Genomic DNA, 19,934 nt, shown 5'->3' with positions numbered 1-19,934 from the left:
TTTCTGCTAGGATCGATTGTGCTGTTGATGGATCGCATTAAGACCTATTTTAACCCTCGGAATGTCCGTCAGGGGTCTGTTCCACTCAAGTGGTTATTACAGTTTGAGGGCCCGCGCTGATGACAGAAGTTGTCTATCGAGTGGAGGTTCGACCACACTCCTCTAGTGGCGACGCACGCGGTGATGCCGCTTGCCGTCAGGTCGCATCTTCATCTCCTGACTGTGTGCCAGATAAAATTAACACGGCCAGTGTGTTCTTGGTGCAGGGCGTTCTATCGACCGCTCAAATGCAACAGATTGCGAATGAGCTTCTTGCTGATCCAGTGACAGAAGTGGCGACCTTGTATGCACCTGGCGACGAAGCCAATGGGCATCATCACAATGGCAACCAAGCTGGACTGGTCAGTGAGATTGAGGTTCACCCATTACCGGGCGTGATGGATCCAGCCGCTCAGGCAGTCGAGTTGGCGATCGCCTCATTGTTGGGGCAGGGCGTTTCAGTGCGAACCGGACGTCGGTTTGAGTTCGTTGGAATGTCGAGCGAGCAGGCACATGTGATTGCACTTCAGTGCTTCGCGAACCCAGTCGTTCACGCCATACACGATCACCGCTATCACCCAGCCACGTTTGCTGCAGGTGCGCCATATGAACTTGAGGTTAAAGATGTGGCGATCACCTCCTTAGATGACCAAGCACTTATGTCGTTGTCTAGAGAAGCCCATCTCTTTCTCAGCCTTGATGAAATGAAAGCGATTCAGGTTGCGTACAAGAGCCGGGGCGTCGAGCCCCGTGAAATTGAGTTAGAGACATTGGCGCAGACCTGGTCAGAACATTGTGTACACAAAACGCTGAAGTCAAGAGTGCGCTATGTGGGCTCGATGCCTGGAACAGCGAATAGGCCAGGGCATACGGTCGATTCGGATGGCGCCATCGTGATTGATAATTTACTGAAATCGACTGTTGCGGCGGCCACACATGAGCTCATTGAAGAGGGTATTGATTGGTGCTTATCAGTCTTTGTTGATAACGCAGGCATTATTGCTTTTGATGAAGAGCATGGCGTTTGCTTTAAAGTAGAAACACATAATCACCCCTCAGCGATCGAGCCCTATGGCGGCGCGGCAACCGGCATCGGCGGCTGTATTCGAGACATCATTGGGACGGGCTTGGCAGCCAAGCCAATTGCGGCAACAGATGTGTTTTGTGTGGCACCACCAGATACAAAGAAAGTACCCACTGGTTGTTTGCCGCCGCGACGAATACTGGAGCAAGTTGTCAGTGGCGTGCGTGATTACGGCAATCGCATGGGTATTCCAACGCTCAATGGCACTGTTTGGTTCGATCCAAACTATGTCGGCAACCCGCTCGTGTTCTGTGGTTGTGTAGGCGTGATGCCAAGAGATCGCTGCGAGGGCGATTCGCAGCCTGGTGACCATATTATTGCTTTGGGTGGCCGGACGGGTCGGGATGGCATACATGGTGCAACATTCAGCTCGGCAGAATTAACAGACTCACATGCAGATGAATTTAGCCATGCAGTGCAGATTGGTAACCCTGTTACTGAAAAACAAGTGCTCGATGCAATCCTGGAGGCGCGGGACAATCCGGTCGAGCAAGGTGGCTGCTTGTTTAGCGCGATTACTGACTGCGGCGCTGGGGGATTTTCAAGTGCAGTTGGTGAAATGGGTGAACAGATTGGCGCTTCGGTACAGCTCGAAAGAGCGCCATTGAAATATGACGGACTGACCCCCACGGAAATATGGATATCAGAGGCGCAAGAACGCATGGTCATGGCTGTGCCCGAGCGTCATCTGAAAAGACTGCAAGAAATCTGTGATGAGAATGATGTCGAGATGTGTGACTTAGGCACGTTTGGAACGCCTGGTCGTGAGTTGATACTGCGTTATTACGATACTGAAGTTGGCCGGATTCCCATGCAACTTCTCCATGAGGGTATTCCCAATACCGTTCGCGATGCGAGTTGGTCGCCAAGTGAATCATCAAGCGATGGTGCCCGGCCTCGTCGAATCGAGGACCTCGGCGCTGATCTACTCGACATCCTTGGTGATCTTAATGTTGCCAGTAAGCAGTGGATTATTCGCCAGTACGATCATGAAGTTCAAGGTAGATCAGTTATCAAACCATTGGTTGGTCCTGATGGACAAGGTCCATCTGATGCAGCAGTCATTCGACCCGTTGCGGGAAGTGATCGTGGCCTCGCTATTGCCAATGGCCTTGCCGTTGGATGGAGTACAGAGCCGTATCTCATGGCGCTGGCAGGAATTGATGAGTGTGTACGCAACCTTGTTTGTGTTGGAGCTGATCCAAGTCGGATTGCCATACTCGATAATTTCTGTTGGCCTAGCTGTGATGCACCTGAAATGATGGGCAGTCTGGTACAGGCGGCATGGGGTTGTTACGACGCAGCAAAGGCTTACGCAACTCCGTTTATCTCTGGGAAGGACTCACTACACAATCAGTTTACGACTGAAGACGGGCAAACTATCCAGATCCCACCAACACTTCTGATTTCCGGCTTTTCACCAGTGAATGATGTTGCTACCTGTGTCACGATGGACGCAAAGAGTGCAGGGCACTTACTCGTTTTGGTTGGGCAGACCACATCTCAAATGGGTGGCAGCCGTGCTGCGGCCCAGTGGCCAGAGGCATGGGCTGATCGATCGTTGCCCACAGTCGATCTTGCGCAAGGGCCAAGTTTGGCGCATGCAGTTGCTAAGTTGATTGCATCTGGTTGTGTTTGCGCAGCGCACGATTGTTCTGACGGTGGCTTAATTGTCGCTGCCGCAGAGATGGCATTTTCCGGGCATGTTGGACTTTCGCTAGATGGCGATGCGTTGCTAAAAGAAGGCGGCAGCTCGCTTGGAGAAGTTTGCTTTTCAGAGACACCGAGCCGTTACTTGTTAGAAGTGGCGCCTGAAGACCTCGCCAGCATCGAAACACATCTAGCGGATCTGCCTTGGTCTGTTATTGGTATGTTTGATAAGGCAACAACACTTCGTGTTTCCGGAACCGACCTAAACATTGAGCTAACAGAACTACGTGACGCCTGGCTGGCGCCACTGGGATGGTGAGGACGACGTGCTTCGAGCTTTAATTGTGACAACTGCTGGTATCAACTGTGACCAGGAATTGGCAGAAGCATTTCAGTTGGTTGGTGCTGAGCCAAGCTTTGTGCATTTGAAGAAACTCTTGGCGAAACCAAAGTTGGTCGAGCAATTTGAGTTGATAGGATTGCCTGGCGGATTTAGCTATGGCGATGCTGTCGCCGCGGGGCGCATTGCGGCCCAGCTCATGCGACGTGAGCTCTATCCCGCGTTTGTTCAGGCGGTTGAACGTGGCGTTCCAATTATTGCTCCATGCAATGGTTTCCAGATTGCAGTGCAAATGGGACTTTTGCCGGGGCCAGAGATAGGCGCTTCTTGGCCGGCGCTGGCGCCACCACCAGTGGTCGCATTAAGCGATAACGAATCAGCGCGTTTTATAGACAAATGGGTTGAGGTCACGGTGCCTGATCAGACACGCTGCATTTGGACATCAGGGCTGTCGGCTGATTCGGATGTTCAGGTGCTGCCAATTGCACATGGAGAAGGGCGATTCATGGCTTCATCAGAGCGTGTTCTAGAGTCGCTTGAGAGAACGGGTCAGATTGCAATTCGATACGCTGCTCATGACAATCCCAATGGCTCATCCGACAACATTGCAGGGATCTGTGATGCATCGGGGCTGGTGTTGGGGCTGATGCCTCATCCGGAGCGCTATACTGTGTGGGAAAATCATCCGACATGGACGAGGCTTCCCGAGGCAACTCGTTTGAAGCAGCCATTTGGCATTCAGATGTTTCATAAAGCTGCTGAGCATGCACGGTCCGCTGCAGTGCTTTAGAGATCGCACATTGAAACAAAGTAATGGGATGTGCTTCGTTGTAGGTGAGCTTTGATGGTTGATCAAAATTCTCGACCGTTAGACCCTCGAATGCCGGGAAGACTTAATCAAAAAGTCCATCAGTGGCGCGAGTGCCCAGCCTGTAATTATGATTTACGAGGCGCACCAGCGCAAGGGCAATGCCCGGAGTGTGGCTTGCCAATCGAAATGCCCATCGGCAAAATTGATGACGCGCTTTCGCTGATGCCAATGCCTGTGATCAAGCGTTTTCGTTTCGGCGCATTACTTTCGATTCTAGGATTGGTCTCCATCATGGTGGCGGCGGTGTTGCTGATTGAGTGGCAATATCCAAGTCTTGCGTGCCTTTTATTATTGATCGGGGGCATGCTATGGATAACTGGTGCGTGGTTCTTGACGCCATCGTTGGTGTTGCCGCAAGGCGCTTGGCGGGGTTTTACTGGCACGAGCCGTGTCAGAAAGTTGGGCCGATGGTTACAGTTGGCTTGGTTCCCGCTCGTGTTTTTATTAATTGGGGCAGTCGTTGCAAAGACGGTGAGCCCAGCGCCGCCTTGGTTGACTCAAGTGGAGTTGTATTGGTGGATATTGCTCTTTGTCATGTTGGCCATCGGGATGCTGGGGTTGTGTTTGGAAGTCGTCTTGCTCTGTGAGTTGGCTGATTGGGTACGAGACGGCTTGGCAAAACAATGTTTAGGATTCGGCGTCACGGGGATGATCATCACGTCATTGAGCATGTGGTATGTGCCACTGGCTTTGATTTTTTTGTTGTTGTGGATCGTGAGCGCCTGTGCCTTTGGTATTGGTTTTGTTTCCTTGGGCGCGTCAATTTCTCACTCGGTACGCCATGCAAAGGAGCACCAGGGCCGAATTCGGCGTCAACGCGAGCGAAAAGATCGGTTTTATGGTGGAATGCTTGATCGGAACCGACAGGCGGATTCCGCATCAGAGCAACTTGAGGGCGAGGAGTAAGCAGAAGATGTCCGAAAAGGTTTTACGTTGTGGTGTCGTTGGGGTTGGCCGAATGGGTCAGCACCATGCGCGTGTTTATTCGCAGCGAACTGATGTTGAGCTTGTCGGAATTTGTGATCTGGATGTTGACCGAGCACAAGAGGTGACAAGTCAGTGGGGCGGTGTGCCGGTTGCGACACTCGATGAGTTGATGGCAATGGGTGTTGATGCAGTCACAATTGCAACGCCAACAGTCACACATCGCTCCCTTACCGAACCCCTCTTGGCGGCACAAATCGCATGCTTGATCGAGAAACCACTGGCGCCAGATGCTGAAGAAGCAGCCATGCTTGTGGATGCGGCTCAGCGCAGTGAAGCCGTCTTACAGGTTGGCCACATTGTGCGGTATGACCCCGTCATGCAAGCAATTCGTGAAACCGGTTTTTCAAACCCACGATTTATTGAGATGGATCGTATTAGCCCGATGACATTCCGGAGCATCGACGTCAGTGTTGTTCTTGACATGATGATTCACGATCTAGACTTACTGCACTGGCTGATAGGTCAAGAACCAGAGTCTATTCATGCAAGCGCAGTCAGTGTGCTCAGTGAAGCAGAGGATGTGTGTAACGCGCGCCTTGTCTATGCGACACCTGAGCGAGAGTCGGGTTGTGTTGCAAATGTCACAGCAAGTCGTCTCGCAATGAAGACAGAGCGCAAGGTCCGCCTGATTTCGGATGAGATGTACATCTCTGCAGACTTTGTTGAGCGTCGTGGCACGGTTGTTCGAAAGACTGCCAATGCAGAGAAGATGGCAGATGTTCGTGAAATGCTTGCTTCAGGTGAGGACCTCTCGGGCGTGAATTACTTAGACATTATCGAGCTTGAAGAGCTTGCGGTTGGTAGCGCTGACGCACTGGAAACAGAAATTGACGATTTTCTCGCCAATGTCAGGTTAGGGCGGCGCCCAGAAATCGATGCTTTAGCCGGGCTTGCTGCGGTGCGTACAGCTGAACGTATTGTTGAGTCTGCGCGAGCAGCTGGCGCGAGAATGGTCTAGCGACTCAATCTAATATTGACTTTCAATAAGTAAGGCCTCGCCGAGCAAGCGAGGCCTTACGAGATTCCGTTGCTGTTTGGCAGCTATGTAATGAGTTGGGGAAAGCTGGTTCCAGGTGTGTGCGTTCCCAGGCTCAAGCGCCAGACAGCAACTGGCGTGGTGGCATATTTCCTGAGTGATTCCAAAGTTGCTGGTAGAGTTGGATGGCTTGTTTTCCAAACAAACTGCTGCCACGTATCGACATTGGACCGTCAGTGAGTTGGGCGATTGACGAGGTTTGATTGCCAAAGTTATTGTTTTTGGTGTAGAGCTCTTGTCTTATGACTGAATTATCATGGGGTTTGGTGTAGAGCTCTTGTCTTATGACTGAATTATCTGGAGCGTTTTGACTATTTTGAGTGTTCTGCCCGTAGTTCACAAGGAATTCTGTGAAGTCACTGAGGCCAACGCTACCATCTCCATCCAGATCGTACGCCAAGTTGTTTGAACCAAGATTCGCTTCAATTCCTTCAGCCGTGATCGCTCCGTCTGGATGGAACCCTGTTGCACCATTGATGAGGAATTGCGAAAAGTCATCAAGATCTACGATGCCATCGGCATTCAGGTCGTACGCGGCATCGTTCGTACCAAATGCCGCAATCATGCCATCCATCGAGAGTTGGGGCATATTGTTGTTTGGCGGTGTTGGACTTGGCTGGGTTTGGTGGCTTCTTCGAGGAGCACTTATATTGCCTCCGGAATCCATGAGGATGGAATTCAGGAGCTTGCCATTGATCGGCGTCCCGCTTCTCAAGGCTGCATCTGGCTGATTATTACCGGGGCCATGGGCCTTATCTGTCGTGTACTTTGGGATATAGGGCATCGCAGAGTCAATACGCATATAGAGTTGCTCCAAAAAAGGTTGACAGTATTACATAAGGCAAAAATCATGCCGAACCCAAAATGTGTCAGGAGAAGCAACGAAAGCGTTTTTAAGCTTGCTCGGTTTTTATATACAGCAATAACTGCGCTGAAAAAGTCATCTGCATCTGCTCATTCTGCGCTATTGCTAAGAACCCCATCCGCTGGGCATCTTTGGTATCGGGGGCAACGCCTGAGCTTGTGGAGCGATTGGCTCATTCGTATAGCCTGATGCAATGATGTACATCTCGCGCGAATCGCTTCGGGATGCCTTCGGCTTGAATCCTTTGGTGTGATCAAAACAGGCTCGGACGCGCCTCATCAGATCTGGAGAAGCCTCACCCTCAAAGACTTTCATCACCAAAGTGCCACCAGGGATCAATAGTTTGTAGCAATGATCTAACACCGCATCACATAAGTGAATAGATCCGTGATGATCAATTGCAGAATCACCAGTTGTCTTCGGGGCCATGTCAGAGAGAACCACATCAAATCCACGGGTTTGACCTGCGGAGGACGGAAGTTCTGCAAGCGCCACATCAGGTTTCATGGTGAAAACATCGTCTACAAGGCAGGTCACATTGCCATCACAAAAAGTGTGATGAACTTCGGACAGATCGACCCCCACCACGTTCCCGCTTGGGGCTACTTTTTTGGAAGCAACTTGAAGCCACGAACCAGGGGCTGATCCAAAATCAAGAACGTTTTGTCCACGACGAAAAACCCGGCGGCGCTCATTAATCTCAATTAACTTATAGGCAGCACGTGCAAGATAGCCCTCTTTTTTGGCCATCTTGAAATAGTGATCGTGGAGCTCACGTGGCATAAGAATTCAGTGATATTAGTGGAAGAGATGCAGCCCAAAGTCATGTGGGTCGCTCGACACGGAGACGTTAATATCACCATGTACAGTTCGAAGAAGCACATTATTTTCGCCATTATTGAGTGTTGCAGCAAGCGAGTCATGATCGGAGTTACGGTGCACGACTGCTTTTGAATGTTGTGCAAAGAAGTTCACAGAGCCGTGGATAGCTTCACAATCAAACTTGCCGGTTGATTCGCCTCTCACTCGATAGATGATATCCCCATCAACGTTGAGTACTTTGACAGGTCTCGTCATAGCATATGTAGTAATGATTGAAACATCACCGTCATTTGTTGTTACGTCAACTTCGCCACTGATCTGATCGAGGACGACGCTTCCTCGCTTTGTTTGCACTGAGACCCCATCAATCATCGGTGCAGTAATAGTGAGGTGTACACCTTGGTAGTGATCTTCCACATCATCAGTGGTTGTTCTGACTTGAATTGCTTGGCCAATCTCTGCGGGCACAAGAACGGCATGAAATTGGATGTTCGCTAGCGAGTCTGCAGCGTCTTGAACCCGAACGAGACTATGGTAAGCCTGCGTTGTTGCTGTAATGGTTGCTTCTGTTGCCTCAGGATCAGCAATAATTCGTACGTCGCCAGCGAATGAGGTGACGAGCACTTGGACGGGGCCTTGTACCGGAAGCACGACTGGCTTGAGTCGTTTTTGAGCCGTCGTGCAGCCTCCGATAAGCATGGTTGCTGAGATCAAAAGGCCTAATCTGATGATACGTTTATTGATGTGGCTCATGTGGCGTCCTTAGAAGGGCAGTCCTTGTCCAAAAGGATCGACAATCTCGCTTGATTCTATCTCCTTTTGTGATGTATGGGTGCTTTGTAGTTGAGGCGCTGTTGCGTCTCTTATACGAATACTTCTCTGGTACCATGTGGAACAGGAGCTCGTGAGACGAGTGACGAGGGAACCCCTATGAGTCTGATTCTCAGGCATGCCATCAAAATTGATGCTCCGTTAGAGGTCGTCTTTCTTGCATTAAGCCAGGTAAAGCACATCGCTGCTTGGCACCATGGTCCAGTACAAGGTGACCTCGCGGTTGGGGAAGTGCTCTACATCAACCCAAGTTCAGACCTAAAATTTGGCTGGAAGACGAACGAGATCGTCGGCCGTGAGCGCATTGCCCAAGAGTGTGTCGAGGGACCTGAGGGTTCACTTGGAAAACAGGTGGTCTATACCCTCTCAAGTCGCGGGCCAAAATCGACTTTGCTGGAATTGACTGATGGCCAATGGGATGAAGATGATGGTCACCTGGCCTCTTGCAATACGCATTGGGGCGGCGCGCTTTACCGCCTCAAGGCCTATATCGAGCTTGAAATGTCTGGCTCATGAGTCTGTGGCTCTGATTGACTTCATCGGAGTTCACTAAACAAACTGTTCCGGGGAAGAGCAGGAGATATTTAACATGAAACTCCCCGAAGCAAATCGCACCTTTATCTTCTGGGCTTCGTTTGTGGCGCTTGTGACAACAGCGTTTGCATTTATGTTGCGTGTGCAACTTCTTGAGGTTTGGGAAGCAGAGTTCAATCTCGACAAAACACAGATTGGGATCATCCTCGGGGCTGGCTTCTGGCCCTTTGGGGTGAGCATTGTGGTGTTCAGTCTTATTATTGACAGGGTTGGATATCGAGCATCATTTGTCTTTGCATTTCTTTGCTTTGTCGCATTTGCCCTCATGTCGATCTTTGCGAAGGGTTTCGAAATGCTCTATTGGGCGAGCATTCTCGGTGGTCTCGGCGCCGGTGCTGTAGAAGCCGCGATCAATCCACTTATTGCCACGCTTTATAAAGAGAAGAAAACCAAGTGGCTCAACATCTTGCACGCTGGTTGGCCCGGCGGACTCGTTGTGACTGGTGTCGTGGTTCTGGGTCTGGGCGACACCATAAGCTGGCAGTGGAAGATTGCGTTGATCCTCATCCCTGCAATCATCTTCATGTTAATGATCTTGTCTACAAAACTACCCGTTAATGAACGTGTGACAGCGGGCGTGTCTTATCGAGGGATGCTTGCTGAAGTTGGTTGGGCGGGCGCTTTTATTGTTTCGCTTTTGATTGTTATGGAGCTAACAACAAACGTCATTGATATCGAATGGATGAAAGTGATCTGGGCTCAACTTGGTATCGCCGCGATCATTGCAATTATTTATGGGATGTACTGTCGAGCTTTTGGGCGACCACTCTTTGTCTTCCTTTTGATATTGATGTTGCTTTTGGCGACCACAGAATTAGGAACGGATGCATGGGTCAAAGATCTCCTCAAGCCCGCTATTAAGGCAGGTATCGGTATCGACTCAGGATGGGTCTTGGTCTATACAGCAGCCATCATGATGACGCTCCGATTCTTGGCTGGACCGTTTGTACAGACCTTGAAACCTCTGGGCATCCTTGCGCTCAGTGCCGCACTGGCCACAGTGGGCATTCTCTGGTTGTCGGTTCTTGGATCAGATGTGGAGCCAACCGCCATCATCATTATTGTTGCGGCGACAATTTATGCGATTGGGCAAACATTCTTCTGGCCTACAACACTGGGTGTTGTGGCAGAACGTTTCCCTCGTGGCGGGGCGATGACCATTAATGTGATTGCTGGTGTTGGCATGCTTGGCGTAGGAATTCTGGGAAATCCGTGGCTTGGTAATGTTCAGGATCGAACAGTTGTGGCAACACTGCAAGCAAATGCGCCTACGATGGCTGCTGAGTATATAAGCGAACCTAAAGACAGCCTCTTTGGTCAGTACCAATCATTAAACAAGGGCGCCAATGTGCCTGCTAATGAACATAGAGAACTGATAGCAACAGCACAGCGTGAGGGAAAAAGTGCAGCACTCCGTTACGTCGCCATACTTCCTGCCATCATGTTTGTTTCATACATAGCGATGATTATTGGCTTTCGAATGAGAGGTGGCTATAAAACTGTCACACTGGAAGCAGATACAACATGATTAATTGGCTGCAGATGAGTTGCTTGTTCGTATTCTTTAGTTTGTTCTGTAGCACATATTCGTCAGCAGATTCTTATGTAGTCACGCTTTCCGAAGATCTTGGCGGCACGCCACGCACAGGCAGATTGATACTGTTTGTGGTCAACAAGCAGGGGTGGCGGTGGGATCGAACTGATCCAATGGACGGTCCTTTTTATGAAGACCCGCAGCCGATTGCTTCAATGGCGGTTCGTGACTTTAAGCCAGGCGACCAGATAGAGCTCTCTCATAACGTCGTGTCTGTGCCTGTGCCACTCGATCAACTTGACGGTGTACTTCGGGTTCAAGCGGTACTTGATGTTGATCATCGCGTGCGTTCGCATTCGGAGGGTGAAGGGAATGTATATAGCAGACCACAGAAATGGACTGTTTCAAGGTCAGCTGATGACAAGATCAACATCGTCTTAGATCAAGTTGTTGAGGTTTCAGAGGCACCTCAATTCCCAAATGTCAGATATATAGAATTGCCAAGCCCGCTCCTGTCAGCACATGCAGGTTTCCCAGTGAACCATCGTGCCGCAGTTGTATTGCCAGTCGGCTATGAGGCGTCTGAAAATGAGCAGCACAAGTGGGGTGCTGTTTATATGATTCCAGGCTTTGGTGGACGTCTTGAAGGTGTAAGGCGACTGGCGAGGCAGCAGTCGCGGACGGAAAACTCGTTACCAGTTGTTTATGTCTTGCTTGATCCAGATGCGCCATTATCTCATCACGGATTTGCTGATAGTCCGGCCAATGGACCACGTGCAACCGCATTGGTTCAAGAACTGATTCCACATTTAGAAGCCAACTTTCGATTGGCGGATAAGCCGGAGGGGCGACTGCTGACGGGACATTCTTCCGGAGGTTGGGCCGCACTATGGCTACAACTTAATCACCCCGATGTTTTTGGTGGGACATGGTCAACGGCGCCAGATCCGATTGACTTCTCAGCTTTTGGCATGGTTGATCTTTATCAAGAAGACAACATCTTTGTAGACAAGACAGGTAAAGCTCGCCCTGTTTATCGCACTGATTCAGATGAAGTTGCCATGACGATCAAGCAAGAAACAGATATGGAGTGGGCCATGGATCCAAGTGGTGGTTCGGGCCAGCAATGGGATACGTGGGAGTCGATGTTCTCTCCGCTTGATCCGACAACGCAAAAGCCGCTTCCACTTTTTGATCAATCCACAGGCAAGATTGACCACGAGGTTGTGGCAAACTGGTCGAACTATGACATCACACGCCTTGTTGAGAAGCAGTGGCCTGCTCTCCAGCCAGTGGTGTTAAATCGTGTCCATCTGATCTGTGGAGATAAAGATTCATTTTATCTGGAGCGCGCCGTCGAACGGTTTTCAGAGATGGTTCAATCGAAGGCTCCAGAATCAAGCGGTACGGGGTACATTGTGATGCTGCCAGGTGCTGATCATGGTCAGGCCGCTGGGCTGAGCGCACGTCGGATCCGGACCGAGATACATCAGCATCTAAAGCAGTCCAAACTGCTTCCCAACCACTCATCCACATCGAACCCATAAGTCCGGCTATGGGGGTACAATGTCAGTTGTTTCCTCAGGTCGTCAACATGACTTTGTCATATTTGACTCAGAAAGGCCCGTGGATCTTTGCCGGTGTGTACTGGTCGAGAAATAGTGAACACTTCGGCAGATGTTGAGAGTACTAACGCATAAAAGAGTCACTGATTACTCGTTCAATAAAGTATCGGGTAGTTGTAGTAAGCCGTGACGTGTCAGGACGAAGAGGAAAGTTAAATGATTAAGACAAAGTCTCACGTACCAACAAACGATCCCAGTGATGTTGATTTACAAAGTTGTGACAACGAGGTATTTGTAGAAAGTCTTCCCATGCACGGGGCCTCAAGTCCGTCAACTCAAGTGCAAGGAACCACACCAGGGAGCTTTGCGAATCGCCCCGACATCGGTGGCCCATTGGCGTATTCATCGCCCGACACGCCTGGCATGCCACCAGCTTCTGAAAAGACGGCCTGGGATTTCTTGCCTGCTGGTTGGTCGATCGAAGAGCACCCTGAGGGATGCCTTGGGCATGGTCAACATGATCGACCATTGAGAGCAGTGGCCCCAGAGGGCTTCGTCCCTATCACGCAGTTAGAGCACGCACGGCTCGGAACAGTGACACCTGAGATGGATCGGGTGGCGGAACGCGAAACGCACCTAACACCACAGCAGATTCGAGATGAGATTGCTGCAGGTCGCATGATCATCCCAGCAAATCGGGTTCACTTAGCTCAGCGCTTAGACCCAATGGCAATCGGCCGGGCCTCGCGAACAAAAATCAACGCCAATATGGGTGCTTCACCAGTGTCATCTGGCACGCATGAAGAAGTTGAGAAACTCGATTGGGCAGCGCGCTGGGGCGCAGACACCGCTATGGATCTTTCGACTGGCGGGAATCTCGATGAGTGCCGTGAGGCGATCATAAAACATAGCACGCTTCCAGTTGGAACCGTTCCGATCTATTCAATGATTATTGGGCGAAAATTAGAGGATCTGGATGCAACTTGTGTTCTTGAGACCTTGATGCATCAGGCTAAACAAGGTGTTGATTACTTTACGATTCATGCTGGTGTTCGGCGCGGCCATCTTCGCTATGTCAAGAATCGACTGATCGGCATTGTTTCTCGCGGAGGTTCATTGCTTGCGAAGTGGATGCTTCACAAAGACAGTGAAAATCTCATGTATGAACTATGGGATGACATCTGCAAAATAATGCGGCAGTACGATGTCTCATTTTCTATTGGTGATGGACTGCGGCCAGGTGGTTTAGCAGACGCTACGGATCACGCACAGCTTGCTGAGCTAGAAACACTTGGTGAGCTAACAGAACGAGCGTGGGCACACGGTGTGCAAGTGATGGTTGAAGGGCCAGGCCACGTTCCTCTCGATCAGATTGAGTTCAATATGAAACTTCAGCGCCGACGTTGTCATGGCGCACCATTTTATGTGTTAGGTCCTTTGGTGACTGATATTTTTCCGGGGTACGACCATATCACTTCATGTATTGGTGCATGTAATGCCGCCTACCATGGCGCATCGATGTTGTGCTACGTAACACCAAAGGAACATTTGGGATTGCCCAAACAAGATGATGTGAAACAAGGTTGTATTGCTTACAAGATTTCTGCGCATGCAGCGGACGTGGCGCTTGGTATTCCTGGCTCACGGGATCAGGATGATGAACTTACCAAAGCGAGAGCAGCGCTCAATTGGGAGAAGCACTTTGAACTGAGCTTTGATCCAGATACAGCTCGTGCCTTACATGATGAGGATCTTGATGTAGACACAGACTTCTGTGCAATGTGTGGGCATGATTGGTGTAGTGTTCGGATCTCAAAGGAGATTCAGGAGTTCGCTTCTGGAAAAGACGACAGCTATGCTTGGGACAAGCCCCAGCGCACTGAGGCGCTTTCAGATGAGCAGCGTCAGATCCTGGAGCAACGCGGGGTGCTTTCACCAGATGAGGTGCACCGATTAGCGAGTAAGGTTGGCAAAAAAGCAGAAGCTGGTGAAGGTCAAAAAGCAGCTTGCCATAGTGATTATGTCGATGAGACCGATGCTCGTCGTCACCAAGAGCAGCTGGTTACGTTGGATACAAGTGAAGTGAATAATCTTCCAAAGCACGATCCAATTATCTGATAGCTGCTGGGGCAGCGCTTAGACAGTGCCAATGAGTGATGCAAAGAAAGAATCTGGTTCGGACGATAAGCCAAAGGGTAAAGGGGGCCTTCGATCTCAGGTTCTTTATCCAAACACTTATGTTTGGCTGGTCTTTGTTTCAGCAATGGACATCATTATGACGCGAATCGTCCTTGCCTTCGGAGGCAGTGAGGTCAACCCTATCGCTCTTCTTGCTATCGAGGGTGGTGGCCTCTGGGGGCTTATTGTCTTTAAATTTGTAATCATTGCGCTCGTCATCATCTTGTGTGAGATTATTGGTCGTCACAAATATCGAACTGGCAAGCGTTTGAGTATTTTTGGTGTTGTGGTCTCCGCGATGCCGGGTGCCTGGGCCTTTGTATTACTACTGACTCATGATCCATTACCAGTGGATCAACCCAATCCAGAAGCAAGAACACGAGTTATTGAGTCAGTCGTGGGCGGTCACTCGTTGATGAGGGACGCAGCCGATCCCGGGATGGGGTAACATCGCCCACTTAGATCTTAGTAGGGAGTGTATTAGATGGCTTCGAAGACAATTGTCATAGTGGGTGGTGGGTTTGGTGGTGCCTATACAGCACAGAGTCTCGAAAAGACGATGCGCGGCCAAGATGTTGAGATTGTTCTCATCGACCACCATAACTATTTCATTTTCTATCCTCTTTTAGTAGAGGCGGGTACGGGAAGTGTTGAGCCCCGTCATGCCGTGATCCCGATTCGAGATTTTATCTCTGACACAAGATTCATTATGGCATCAGTCAATAAAGTTGATGTTGGCAGTAAGACTGTCAGTTATGAACTTGTTGGTGACACAAAAACACAGACTATTCAATACGACGAACTGGTTATTGCGCTCGGCAGTGTCACCATGATTCCGCCTGAGAAGTTTGTGACAGGCGTTCGAGAGAATGCCATGCAGCTTAAGAGTTTGAGTGATGCGGTTGCGCTTCGTGATCGTGCCATACAGCTACTAGAGCTAGCCAATGCCATAGAGGATCCGACAGAACGCAAACGTCTGTTAACAACAGTTGTTATTGGCGGAAGTTTTACGGGCGTCGAGGCGCTCGGTGAACTTGAAGTATTTATGCGCAAGGCCGCCCGACTCTATGGAGCAGTTGAGCCATCTGATTGCCGCTTTGTACTTGTTGAGATGGCGCCGCAACTCTTGAGTGTTATGGGTGACAAGCTTTCTAAGTTCACTGAAGAAGCGCTGCTCAAAAGAGATATTGATGTTCGATTAAGCACATCTGTTAAACACATTGCTGATGACCATATCGTTCTGGACTCAGGCGAAAGACTGGAATCCTGCACAACCATCTGGTGTGCTGGTATTGCACCGCATCCGATGAACAAGGAACTTGGGCTTCCTCTGAATGAGCGAGGGTATATTGAGTGTGAAGCGGATATGCGGGTCAAGGGCTTTGATAATGTTTGGGCGCTGGGTGACACCGCGTTTAACCCAGATCCAGACGGGAAGCCTTACCCACCATTAGCACAGCACGCGATGCGAATGGGCAAACACTTAGGGAAAAACATTGCAGCTAAATCAAGAGGGAAGGCAACCAAGCCATTTGTCTTCAATATCCTTGGTTCATTGGTTGCTATGGGAAGACACCAGGGTGTTGCCAAGATCCTAGGCATGAAAGTAGAAGGATTTGGTGCCTGGGTGATGTGGCGGATGATTTACTTAATGAAGATGCCACGTTTTGGTCGGCGAGTCCGCGTAGCGCTAGATTGGTTTATCGATTCGTTTACACGGCATGATGTTTCGCAGTTATGGGCGAATCGAACCTTGCACTTCCACAACGACGAATCCAAAGATGGCCAAGAGGGTTCATAGCGACCCTTTGGCAAGGCATTAGCGATTCCAGACGATCCGCATCATCTCGATTGCTTCAGGATCTTCTGCGAGTGGAGCGGTATGTTCAACAATTGAGCGGAGCGGTTTGTCATCAGCAGAACCATCAAGCTCATTGAGCCACTGTTTTGTAATGGCAAGTGCATGGGGTGGCTTTGCCGCTAGCTCACTGACGCGTTTAGCTGCTTCGTTTGCAACACCATCAGAATCAGCAGCCAGATGTGAAGCGAGACCAGCTTGCAGTGCGATGGTGCCATTGATGCTCTTCCCACCAATCATCATGCTACGAGCCATGCCAGCGCCTACTTTATTTTGCAACATCGGTAGGCTTACCGCAGGTGATATTCCAAGCCGCAAAACTGGATAGCCAAAGCGAGCTTCGGGGTGAGTGATAACAAGATCAGCACTGCAGGCCAGGGCACAGCCTCCGGCAATGGCAGCCCCTTGTACAGCAACAACACATATGGCCGGCAAGGATCGCACACGCGTTAGAACAGAACCAAGCCGATTTAAAAATTCAACCATGACTGGTGGTTGTTTAACCGCCGCACCAAGGTCAAAGCCACTACAAAATATAGTCCCTGCGCCATTGAGTAGGAGTACCGAAACAGAAGGCGTTGCTTCAATCTTGCTTATGGCATCTTCAAGCCCATCAAACATAGAACGAGAAAGCGCATTTCGATGTGCCGGATCATTCAATGTGATCGTGGCAACATTCTTGTTGATATTGAGAATGGTTGGTGTTTCGGCCATGTCCTAAATACGATTATCTCGATGTACAGGAAACATGCCAGTCAGGCTCAGTGGCTATCTGCTACCTATTCAGGACTGTGCCAGACTCCCCCGATCAGGTCATACACCAAGGACAGATCGGCTGGGTCAGTCTGATGACTAAAGAGGGTTCTCAGTCCGACGTCAATAAAAGTTGAGTAGCACCGTGTTTCTTGCGGGAGGATTCCAACGGATCCACTACGAGACATCAGTGATTCGAGATGCCGCTGTTCAGGTCGCCCAATTCCCTCAGCTGTTTGCCCTCGAGTAGCAGCAATATACTGACGAAAATCTTCTGCTAACACAGCCATGGCGTGGACTTTCCAGCGTGTTTGTACTTGAATGGAATGCTTTGGTTGTACAGCAATAACAGCAATCGCTCGTACTTCGGCTGATAATGGTGATGTGCCCACATCAACTGCTCGGCGCAGAGCTCGTAGGTCACTTGCTTCAATCGGGCCGTCCACAATCACTGCGTAATAAGAGCGTGCTTCAAGAAATGCTGCTAGATCAAGAGCGGAGTCATATGAGAGAGCAAGCGACCCACGACCAAGATGATGATGAACGGGAATACCAAGTCGTTCAGCAACCTCCGTTAAATGAGGTTCTGTACTTGGCTCATCGCTCAACATGATGGCCACCATGCATCTGCGAGAGGTCCGATGGAGTGCGGTGATGGTATCGACAGCTCGCATGGGCGACAGCGCCAAGTTCCATCCATAAGGGCGGCTCGTTAATACAGCATGCAATGGAAGCAGTGAGCTGGGCATCTTCCCAGATTGTTTGGGGGTCCCTGCCAGAGGCGTCTTATTGCCCTGATCAGGAATTTTGAAGGCATTAGAGATAGTCGGACGCATGGATCGGACTTTCGTTGGAGCGTAATTCCGTGTTTTGGTGCCGCTGACAGTCAGCGATGTTTCGGTACCAATTTGTTTGTGGGGCAACCGTTTTGGCAAAGTGATGGTCTGAAGAACAGAAAAAGCCCTTTAAAACGCGAAGAGAAATGTTTTCAACCGTCGCTTTGCTTTGAACGCCTGTTAAGACCCCACTCAGGGCCTAAACAAATTGGTGCCTTCCTCTACGTCTCAGAGGTCCTTTGGGTTCTCGAGATCGTGCCACGATCGTGCTTCTATCGCAGATGGTCCTCTCAACCTCTATAGTGCGTCTCAATCGGCGAATAAGCACTAGAAAAATCGCCCAGAAAGGGGTCTTCCCTATGAGCTTCATTGGGACAATGCGGAACTTTGGTAGGTATCGAGAGATTCTGAGCGTACTTGTGCGCTATGGATTTGCTGAGATCTTTGATGACACCAAGATTACGCTCATCTTTGACAAGATTATGCACCACAAGGCCGAGGACTCGGTTAAGCGACTCGATCGCCCTGAACGGATGCGAAGGGCTTTTGAGGAGTTAGGTCCGACCTTCGTCAAACTGGGGCAGGTGCTGAGTACCAGGTCAGATCTGCTACCTACTGAGTATTGTGAAGCACTTAAGAAACTTCAGGACAATGTGAAGCAGGTTCCTTTTGAAGAGATAGAAAAGGAGCTGCGTGAGGAGTTTGGTGATCGTCTTGAGACAGAGTTCAAGGAGATTGACCCGGTTGCGATCGCCGCTGCATCTGTTGGTCAAGTTCATCGAGCGATATTGGCTGATGGCAGCAAGATTGTTCTGAAGATCCTCCGTCCAAATATTGAAAAGACAATCGACGCAGATATTGAGATTCTTAAATCGCTCGCCCACGTGATCGAGGAACACAATCCAGATCTCGGCTTTAGCCCTGTGTTAGTAGTAGAAAATTTTGGGCGTTCTTTACGAAGAGAGTTGGACTTATACAACGAAGCAAAAAACACTGATCGCTTCCGCTCGATGTTTCAAGACAATGATCGCGTGAACTTTGCCAAGGTGTATTGGAACGTCACCACAAGGCGCATACTTGGCCTCGAAGAAATCACAGGTCTGGAATTATCGCATTGGAGATCAGCAAATCTCACGTCGGATCAACGCAAGAAGATTGTAGAAAACGTCGCCGACGCTGTTTTTAAGCAGTGCCTCGATGTCGGTTTCTTTCATGCGGATCCACACCCGGGCAACATTATGGTGCTGCCGGACGAGAAGATTTGTTTTCTTGATTGCGGCATGACTGGACATCTTGATTCACACACAGCTAGAGATTTAGCAGATCTCTTATATGGTGTCGCGAAGTCTGATATTGATCGTGTGACACAAGCATTTATGTCACTTGGCAACGTCGATATTTCTAGTGTCGATGAACGAGCAATGCGACAAGACATTCAGGAGTTTGTTGACGCCTATACAAATGTTGGACTACAACAAATTAGTCTTGGCGGCATGCTCCGCCAATTCTTAGACGGCATGAGGCGGCATCATTTATCAACACCGCCAGATATTGTCATGTTGATCAAGGCTCTTTCAACCCTTGAAGGGATGGCAGAAGAGCTTGATCCCACCTTTGATCTCGTTGCAACCTCACAGCCTTTTGTGACAGCCTTAGTGAAACGTCGTTATAGCATTGCTGGAATTAAGCAGCGGATTACCGAGGACGTTCATAAATGGACAAAGCTCATTGAGACATTCCCCACCGAAGTCTCCAAGATATTGGCCAAGATACGCAGCAACAATATGAGCATATCGCTTCAGCATGAGGGGTTAGAACATCTGACGCGCTCTATTGAGCACGCCAGTCGTAATATCCTGATGGCGCTGATTATTGCGGGACTATTAGTTGGGTCTTCGATTCTTGTCCATACGCAGCGAGCAGCTGAGAGCGTGACTGGCGTATTCATTTTGGGTATCTGTGGTTTCTTTATTGCAGGGTTCTGCGCCGTCATGTTGTTATTCAACAATATCCGAGCGGTACTTCGGCATTCCAAGGACAAAGGGAAGCATCAATAGTTCGTGGCAAGGTTTTTATATTCTTGAATCAGAG

Annotated in this window: 16 protein-coding genes; 11 read left to right on the top strand and 5 right to left on the bottom strand. The window is 49.8% G+C overall.

The features are described from left to right. Positions 1–119: 119 nt before the first annotated feature. The 4 genes from purL to P8J86_04520 are packed head-to-tail and all read left to right on the top strand — an operon-like array spanning position 120 to position 5,929. Positions 120–3,092: a phosphoribosylformylglycinamidine synthase subunit PurL gene (purL, locus tag P8J86_04535; GenBank protein MDG2053956.1), complete on the top strand. Its 2,973-nt coding sequence runs from the start codon at positions 120–122 to the stop codon at positions 3,090–3,092. Then, the gene (locus P8J86_04530; protein ID MDG2053955.1) at positions 3,061–3,903 is read left to right on the top strand and encodes a phosphoribosylformylglycinamidine synthase subunit PurQ; all 843 of its coding nucleotides are present in this window, start codon (positions 3,061–3,063) and stop codon (positions 3,901–3,903) included. Before purL ends, P8J86_04530 begins: the two co-directional genes overlap by 32 nt. Before the next feature lie 54 nt (positions 3,904–3,957). Next, the gene (locus P8J86_04525) at positions 3,958–4,890 is read left to right on the top strand and encodes a hypothetical protein (GenBank protein ID MDG2053954.1); all 933 of its coding nucleotides are present in this window, start codon (positions 3,958–3,960) and stop codon (positions 4,888–4,890) included. 7 nt (positions 4,891–4,897) lie between these two features. Then, positions 4,898–5,929, top strand: coding sequence for a Gfo/Idh/MocA family oxidoreductase (locus tag P8J86_04520; GenBank protein ID MDG2053953.1), 1,032 nt, complete (start codon positions 4,898–4,900; stop codon positions 5,927–5,929). Positions 5,930–6,062: 133 nt separating this feature from the next. Here the strand turns inward: P8J86_04520 and P8J86_04515 are convergent, their stop codons facing one another. The 3 genes from P8J86_04515 to P8J86_04505 all read right to left on the bottom strand — a co-directional run bounded on the left by P8J86_04515 (position 6,063) and on the right by P8J86_04505 (position 8,447). Beyond that, positions 6,063–6,809 (bottom strand): hypothetical protein, encoded by a 747-nt coding sequence (locus P8J86_04515; GenBank protein MDG2053952.1) that lies wholly within the window; start codon positions 6,807–6,809, stop codon positions 6,063–6,065. Between the two features lie 168 nt (positions 6,810–6,977). Further along, complete coding sequence (locus tag P8J86_04510; protein ID MDG2053951.1) at positions 6,978–7,655, bottom strand: RlmE family RNA methyltransferase; 678 nt, start codon at positions 7,653–7,655, stop codon at positions 6,978–6,980. Positions 7,656–7,670: 15 nt separating this feature from the next. Then, on the bottom strand, positions 7,671–8,447 hold the full coding sequence (locus tag P8J86_04505) for a DUF4097 family beta strand repeat-containing protein (GenBank protein ID MDG2053950.1): 777 nt from the start codon (positions 8,445–8,447) through the stop codon (positions 7,671–7,673). Between the two features lie 177 nt (positions 8,448–8,624). Here P8J86_04505 and P8J86_04500 point away from each other — a divergent pair, with 177 nt between their 5' ends. From P8J86_04500 to P8J86_04475, 6 genes are all read left to right on the top strand, one after another. After that, positions 8,625–9,041, top strand: coding sequence for an SRPBCC domain-containing protein (locus tag P8J86_04500; GenBank protein MDG2053949.1), 417 nt, complete (start codon positions 8,625–8,627; stop codon positions 9,039–9,041). Positions 9,042–9,114: 73 nt separating this feature from the next. After that, the gene (locus P8J86_04495) at positions 9,115–10,647 is read left to right on the top strand and encodes an MFS transporter (GenBank protein MDG2053948.1); all 1,533 of its coding nucleotides are present in this window, start codon (positions 9,115–9,117) and stop codon (positions 10,645–10,647) included. Next, positions 10,644–12,200, top strand: a complete 1,557-nt coding sequence (locus tag P8J86_04490; GenBank protein MDG2053947.1) for an alpha/beta hydrolase-fold protein — start codon at positions 10,644–10,646, stop codon at positions 12,198–12,200. The genes P8J86_04495 and P8J86_04490 overlap by 4 nt, the downstream gene beginning before the upstream one ends. A 234-nt stretch (positions 12,201–12,434) precedes the next feature. Beyond that, on the top strand, positions 12,435–14,336 hold the full coding sequence (gene thiC / locus P8J86_04485) for a phosphomethylpyrimidine synthase ThiC (GenBank protein MDG2053946.1): 1,902 nt from the start codon (positions 12,435–12,437) through the stop codon (positions 14,334–14,336). Between the two features lie 31 nt (positions 14,337–14,367). Then, the gene (locus P8J86_04480; GenBank protein MDG2053945.1) at positions 14,368–14,844 is read left to right on the top strand and encodes a DUF5658 family protein; all 477 of its coding nucleotides are present in this window, start codon (positions 14,368–14,370) and stop codon (positions 14,842–14,844) included. Between the two features lie 36 nt (positions 14,845–14,880). Further along, positions 14,881–16,197: an NAD(P)/FAD-dependent oxidoreductase gene (locus P8J86_04475; protein ID MDG2053944.1), complete on the top strand. Its 1,317-nt coding sequence runs from the start codon at positions 14,881–14,883 to the stop codon at positions 16,195–16,197. A gap of 18 nt (positions 16,198–16,215) precedes the next feature. Here P8J86_04475 and P8J86_04470 read toward each other — a convergent pair whose 3' ends face one another. Together P8J86_04470 and P8J86_04465 are read right to left on the bottom strand one after the other, a co-directional pair. Next, positions 16,216–16,968, bottom strand: a complete 753-nt coding sequence (locus P8J86_04470) for an enoyl-CoA hydratase/isomerase family protein (protein MDG2053943.1) — start codon at positions 16,966–16,968, stop codon at positions 16,216–16,218. 65 nt (positions 16,969–17,033) lie between these two features. Beyond that, complete coding sequence (locus P8J86_04465) at positions 17,034–17,843, bottom strand: hypothetical protein (protein ID MDG2053942.1); 810 nt, start codon at positions 17,841–17,843, stop codon at positions 17,034–17,036. Between the two features lie 359 nt (positions 17,844–18,202). On the opposite strand from P8J86_04465, the gene P8J86_04460 reads away from it, so the two are divergent. Then, positions 18,203–19,900, top strand: a complete 1,698-nt coding sequence (locus tag P8J86_04460) for an AarF/UbiB family protein (GenBank protein MDG2053941.1) — start codon at positions 18,203–18,205, stop codon at positions 19,898–19,900. The last annotated feature ends 34 nt before the right edge of the window (positions 19,901–19,934 follow it).

The organism is Phycisphaerales bacterium (genome assembly GCA_029268515.1).
GTDB lineage: Bacteria > Planctomycetota > Phycisphaerae > Phycisphaerales > SM1A02 > JAQWNP01.
The sequence above is the reverse complement of the archived record's forward strand: the minus strand, read 5'-3'. Positions and strand labels throughout refer to the sequence as shown.

Excerpts from the sequence above, each read along its gene's own strand:
- purL (MDG2053956.1), top strand. The coding sequence starts at position 120 with ATGACAGAAGTTGTCTATCGAGTGGAGGTTCGACCACACTCCTCTAGT.
- P8J86_04525 (MDG2053954.1), top strand. The coding sequence starts at position 3,958 with ATGGTTGATCAAAATTCTCGACCGTTAGACCCTCGAATGCCGGGAAGA.
- P8J86_04520 (MDG2053953.1), top strand. The coding sequence starts at position 4,898 with ATGTCCGAAAAGGTTTTACGTTGTGGTGTCGTTGGGGTTGGCCGAATG.
- P8J86_04515 (MDG2053952.1), bottom strand. The coding sequence starts at position 6,809 with ATGCGTATTGACTCTGCGATGCCCTATATCCCAAAGTACACGACAGAT.
- P8J86_04510 (MDG2053951.1), bottom strand. The coding sequence starts at position 7,655 with ATGCCACGTGAGCTCCACGATCACTATTTCAAGATGGCCAAAAAAGAG.
- P8J86_04505 (MDG2053950.1), bottom strand. The coding sequence starts at position 8,447 with ATGAGCCACATCAATAAACGTATCATCAGATTAGGCCTTTTGATCTCA.
- P8J86_04500 (MDG2053949.1), top strand. The coding sequence starts at position 8,625 with ATGAGTCTGATTCTCAGGCATGCCATCAAAATTGATGCTCCGTTAGAG.
- P8J86_04495 (MDG2053948.1), top strand. The coding sequence starts at position 9,115 with ATGAAACTCCCCGAAGCAAATCGCACCTTTATCTTCTGGGCTTCGTTT.
- P8J86_04490 (MDG2053947.1), top strand. The coding sequence starts at position 10,644 with ATGATTAATTGGCTGCAGATGAGTTGCTTGTTCGTATTCTTTAGTTTG.
- thiC (MDG2053946.1), top strand. The coding sequence starts at position 12,435 with ATGATTAAGACAAAGTCTCACGTACCAACAAACGATCCCAGTGATGTT.
- P8J86_04480 (MDG2053945.1), top strand. The coding sequence starts at position 14,368 with ATGAGTGATGCAAAGAAAGAATCTGGTTCGGACGATAAGCCAAAGGGT.
- P8J86_04475 (MDG2053944.1), top strand. The coding sequence starts at position 14,881 with ATGGCTTCGAAGACAATTGTCATAGTGGGTGGTGGGTTTGGTGGTGCC.
- P8J86_04470 (MDG2053943.1), bottom strand. The coding sequence starts at position 16,968 with ATGGCCGAAACACCAACCATTCTCAATATCAACAAGAATGTTGCCACG.
- P8J86_04465 (MDG2053942.1), bottom strand. The coding sequence starts at position 17,843 with ATGCGTCCGACTATCTCTAATGCCTTCAAAATTCCTGATCAGGGCAAT.
- P8J86_04460 (MDG2053941.1), top strand. The coding sequence starts at position 18,203 with ATGAGCTTCATTGGGACAATGCGGAACTTTGGTAGGTATCGAGAGATT.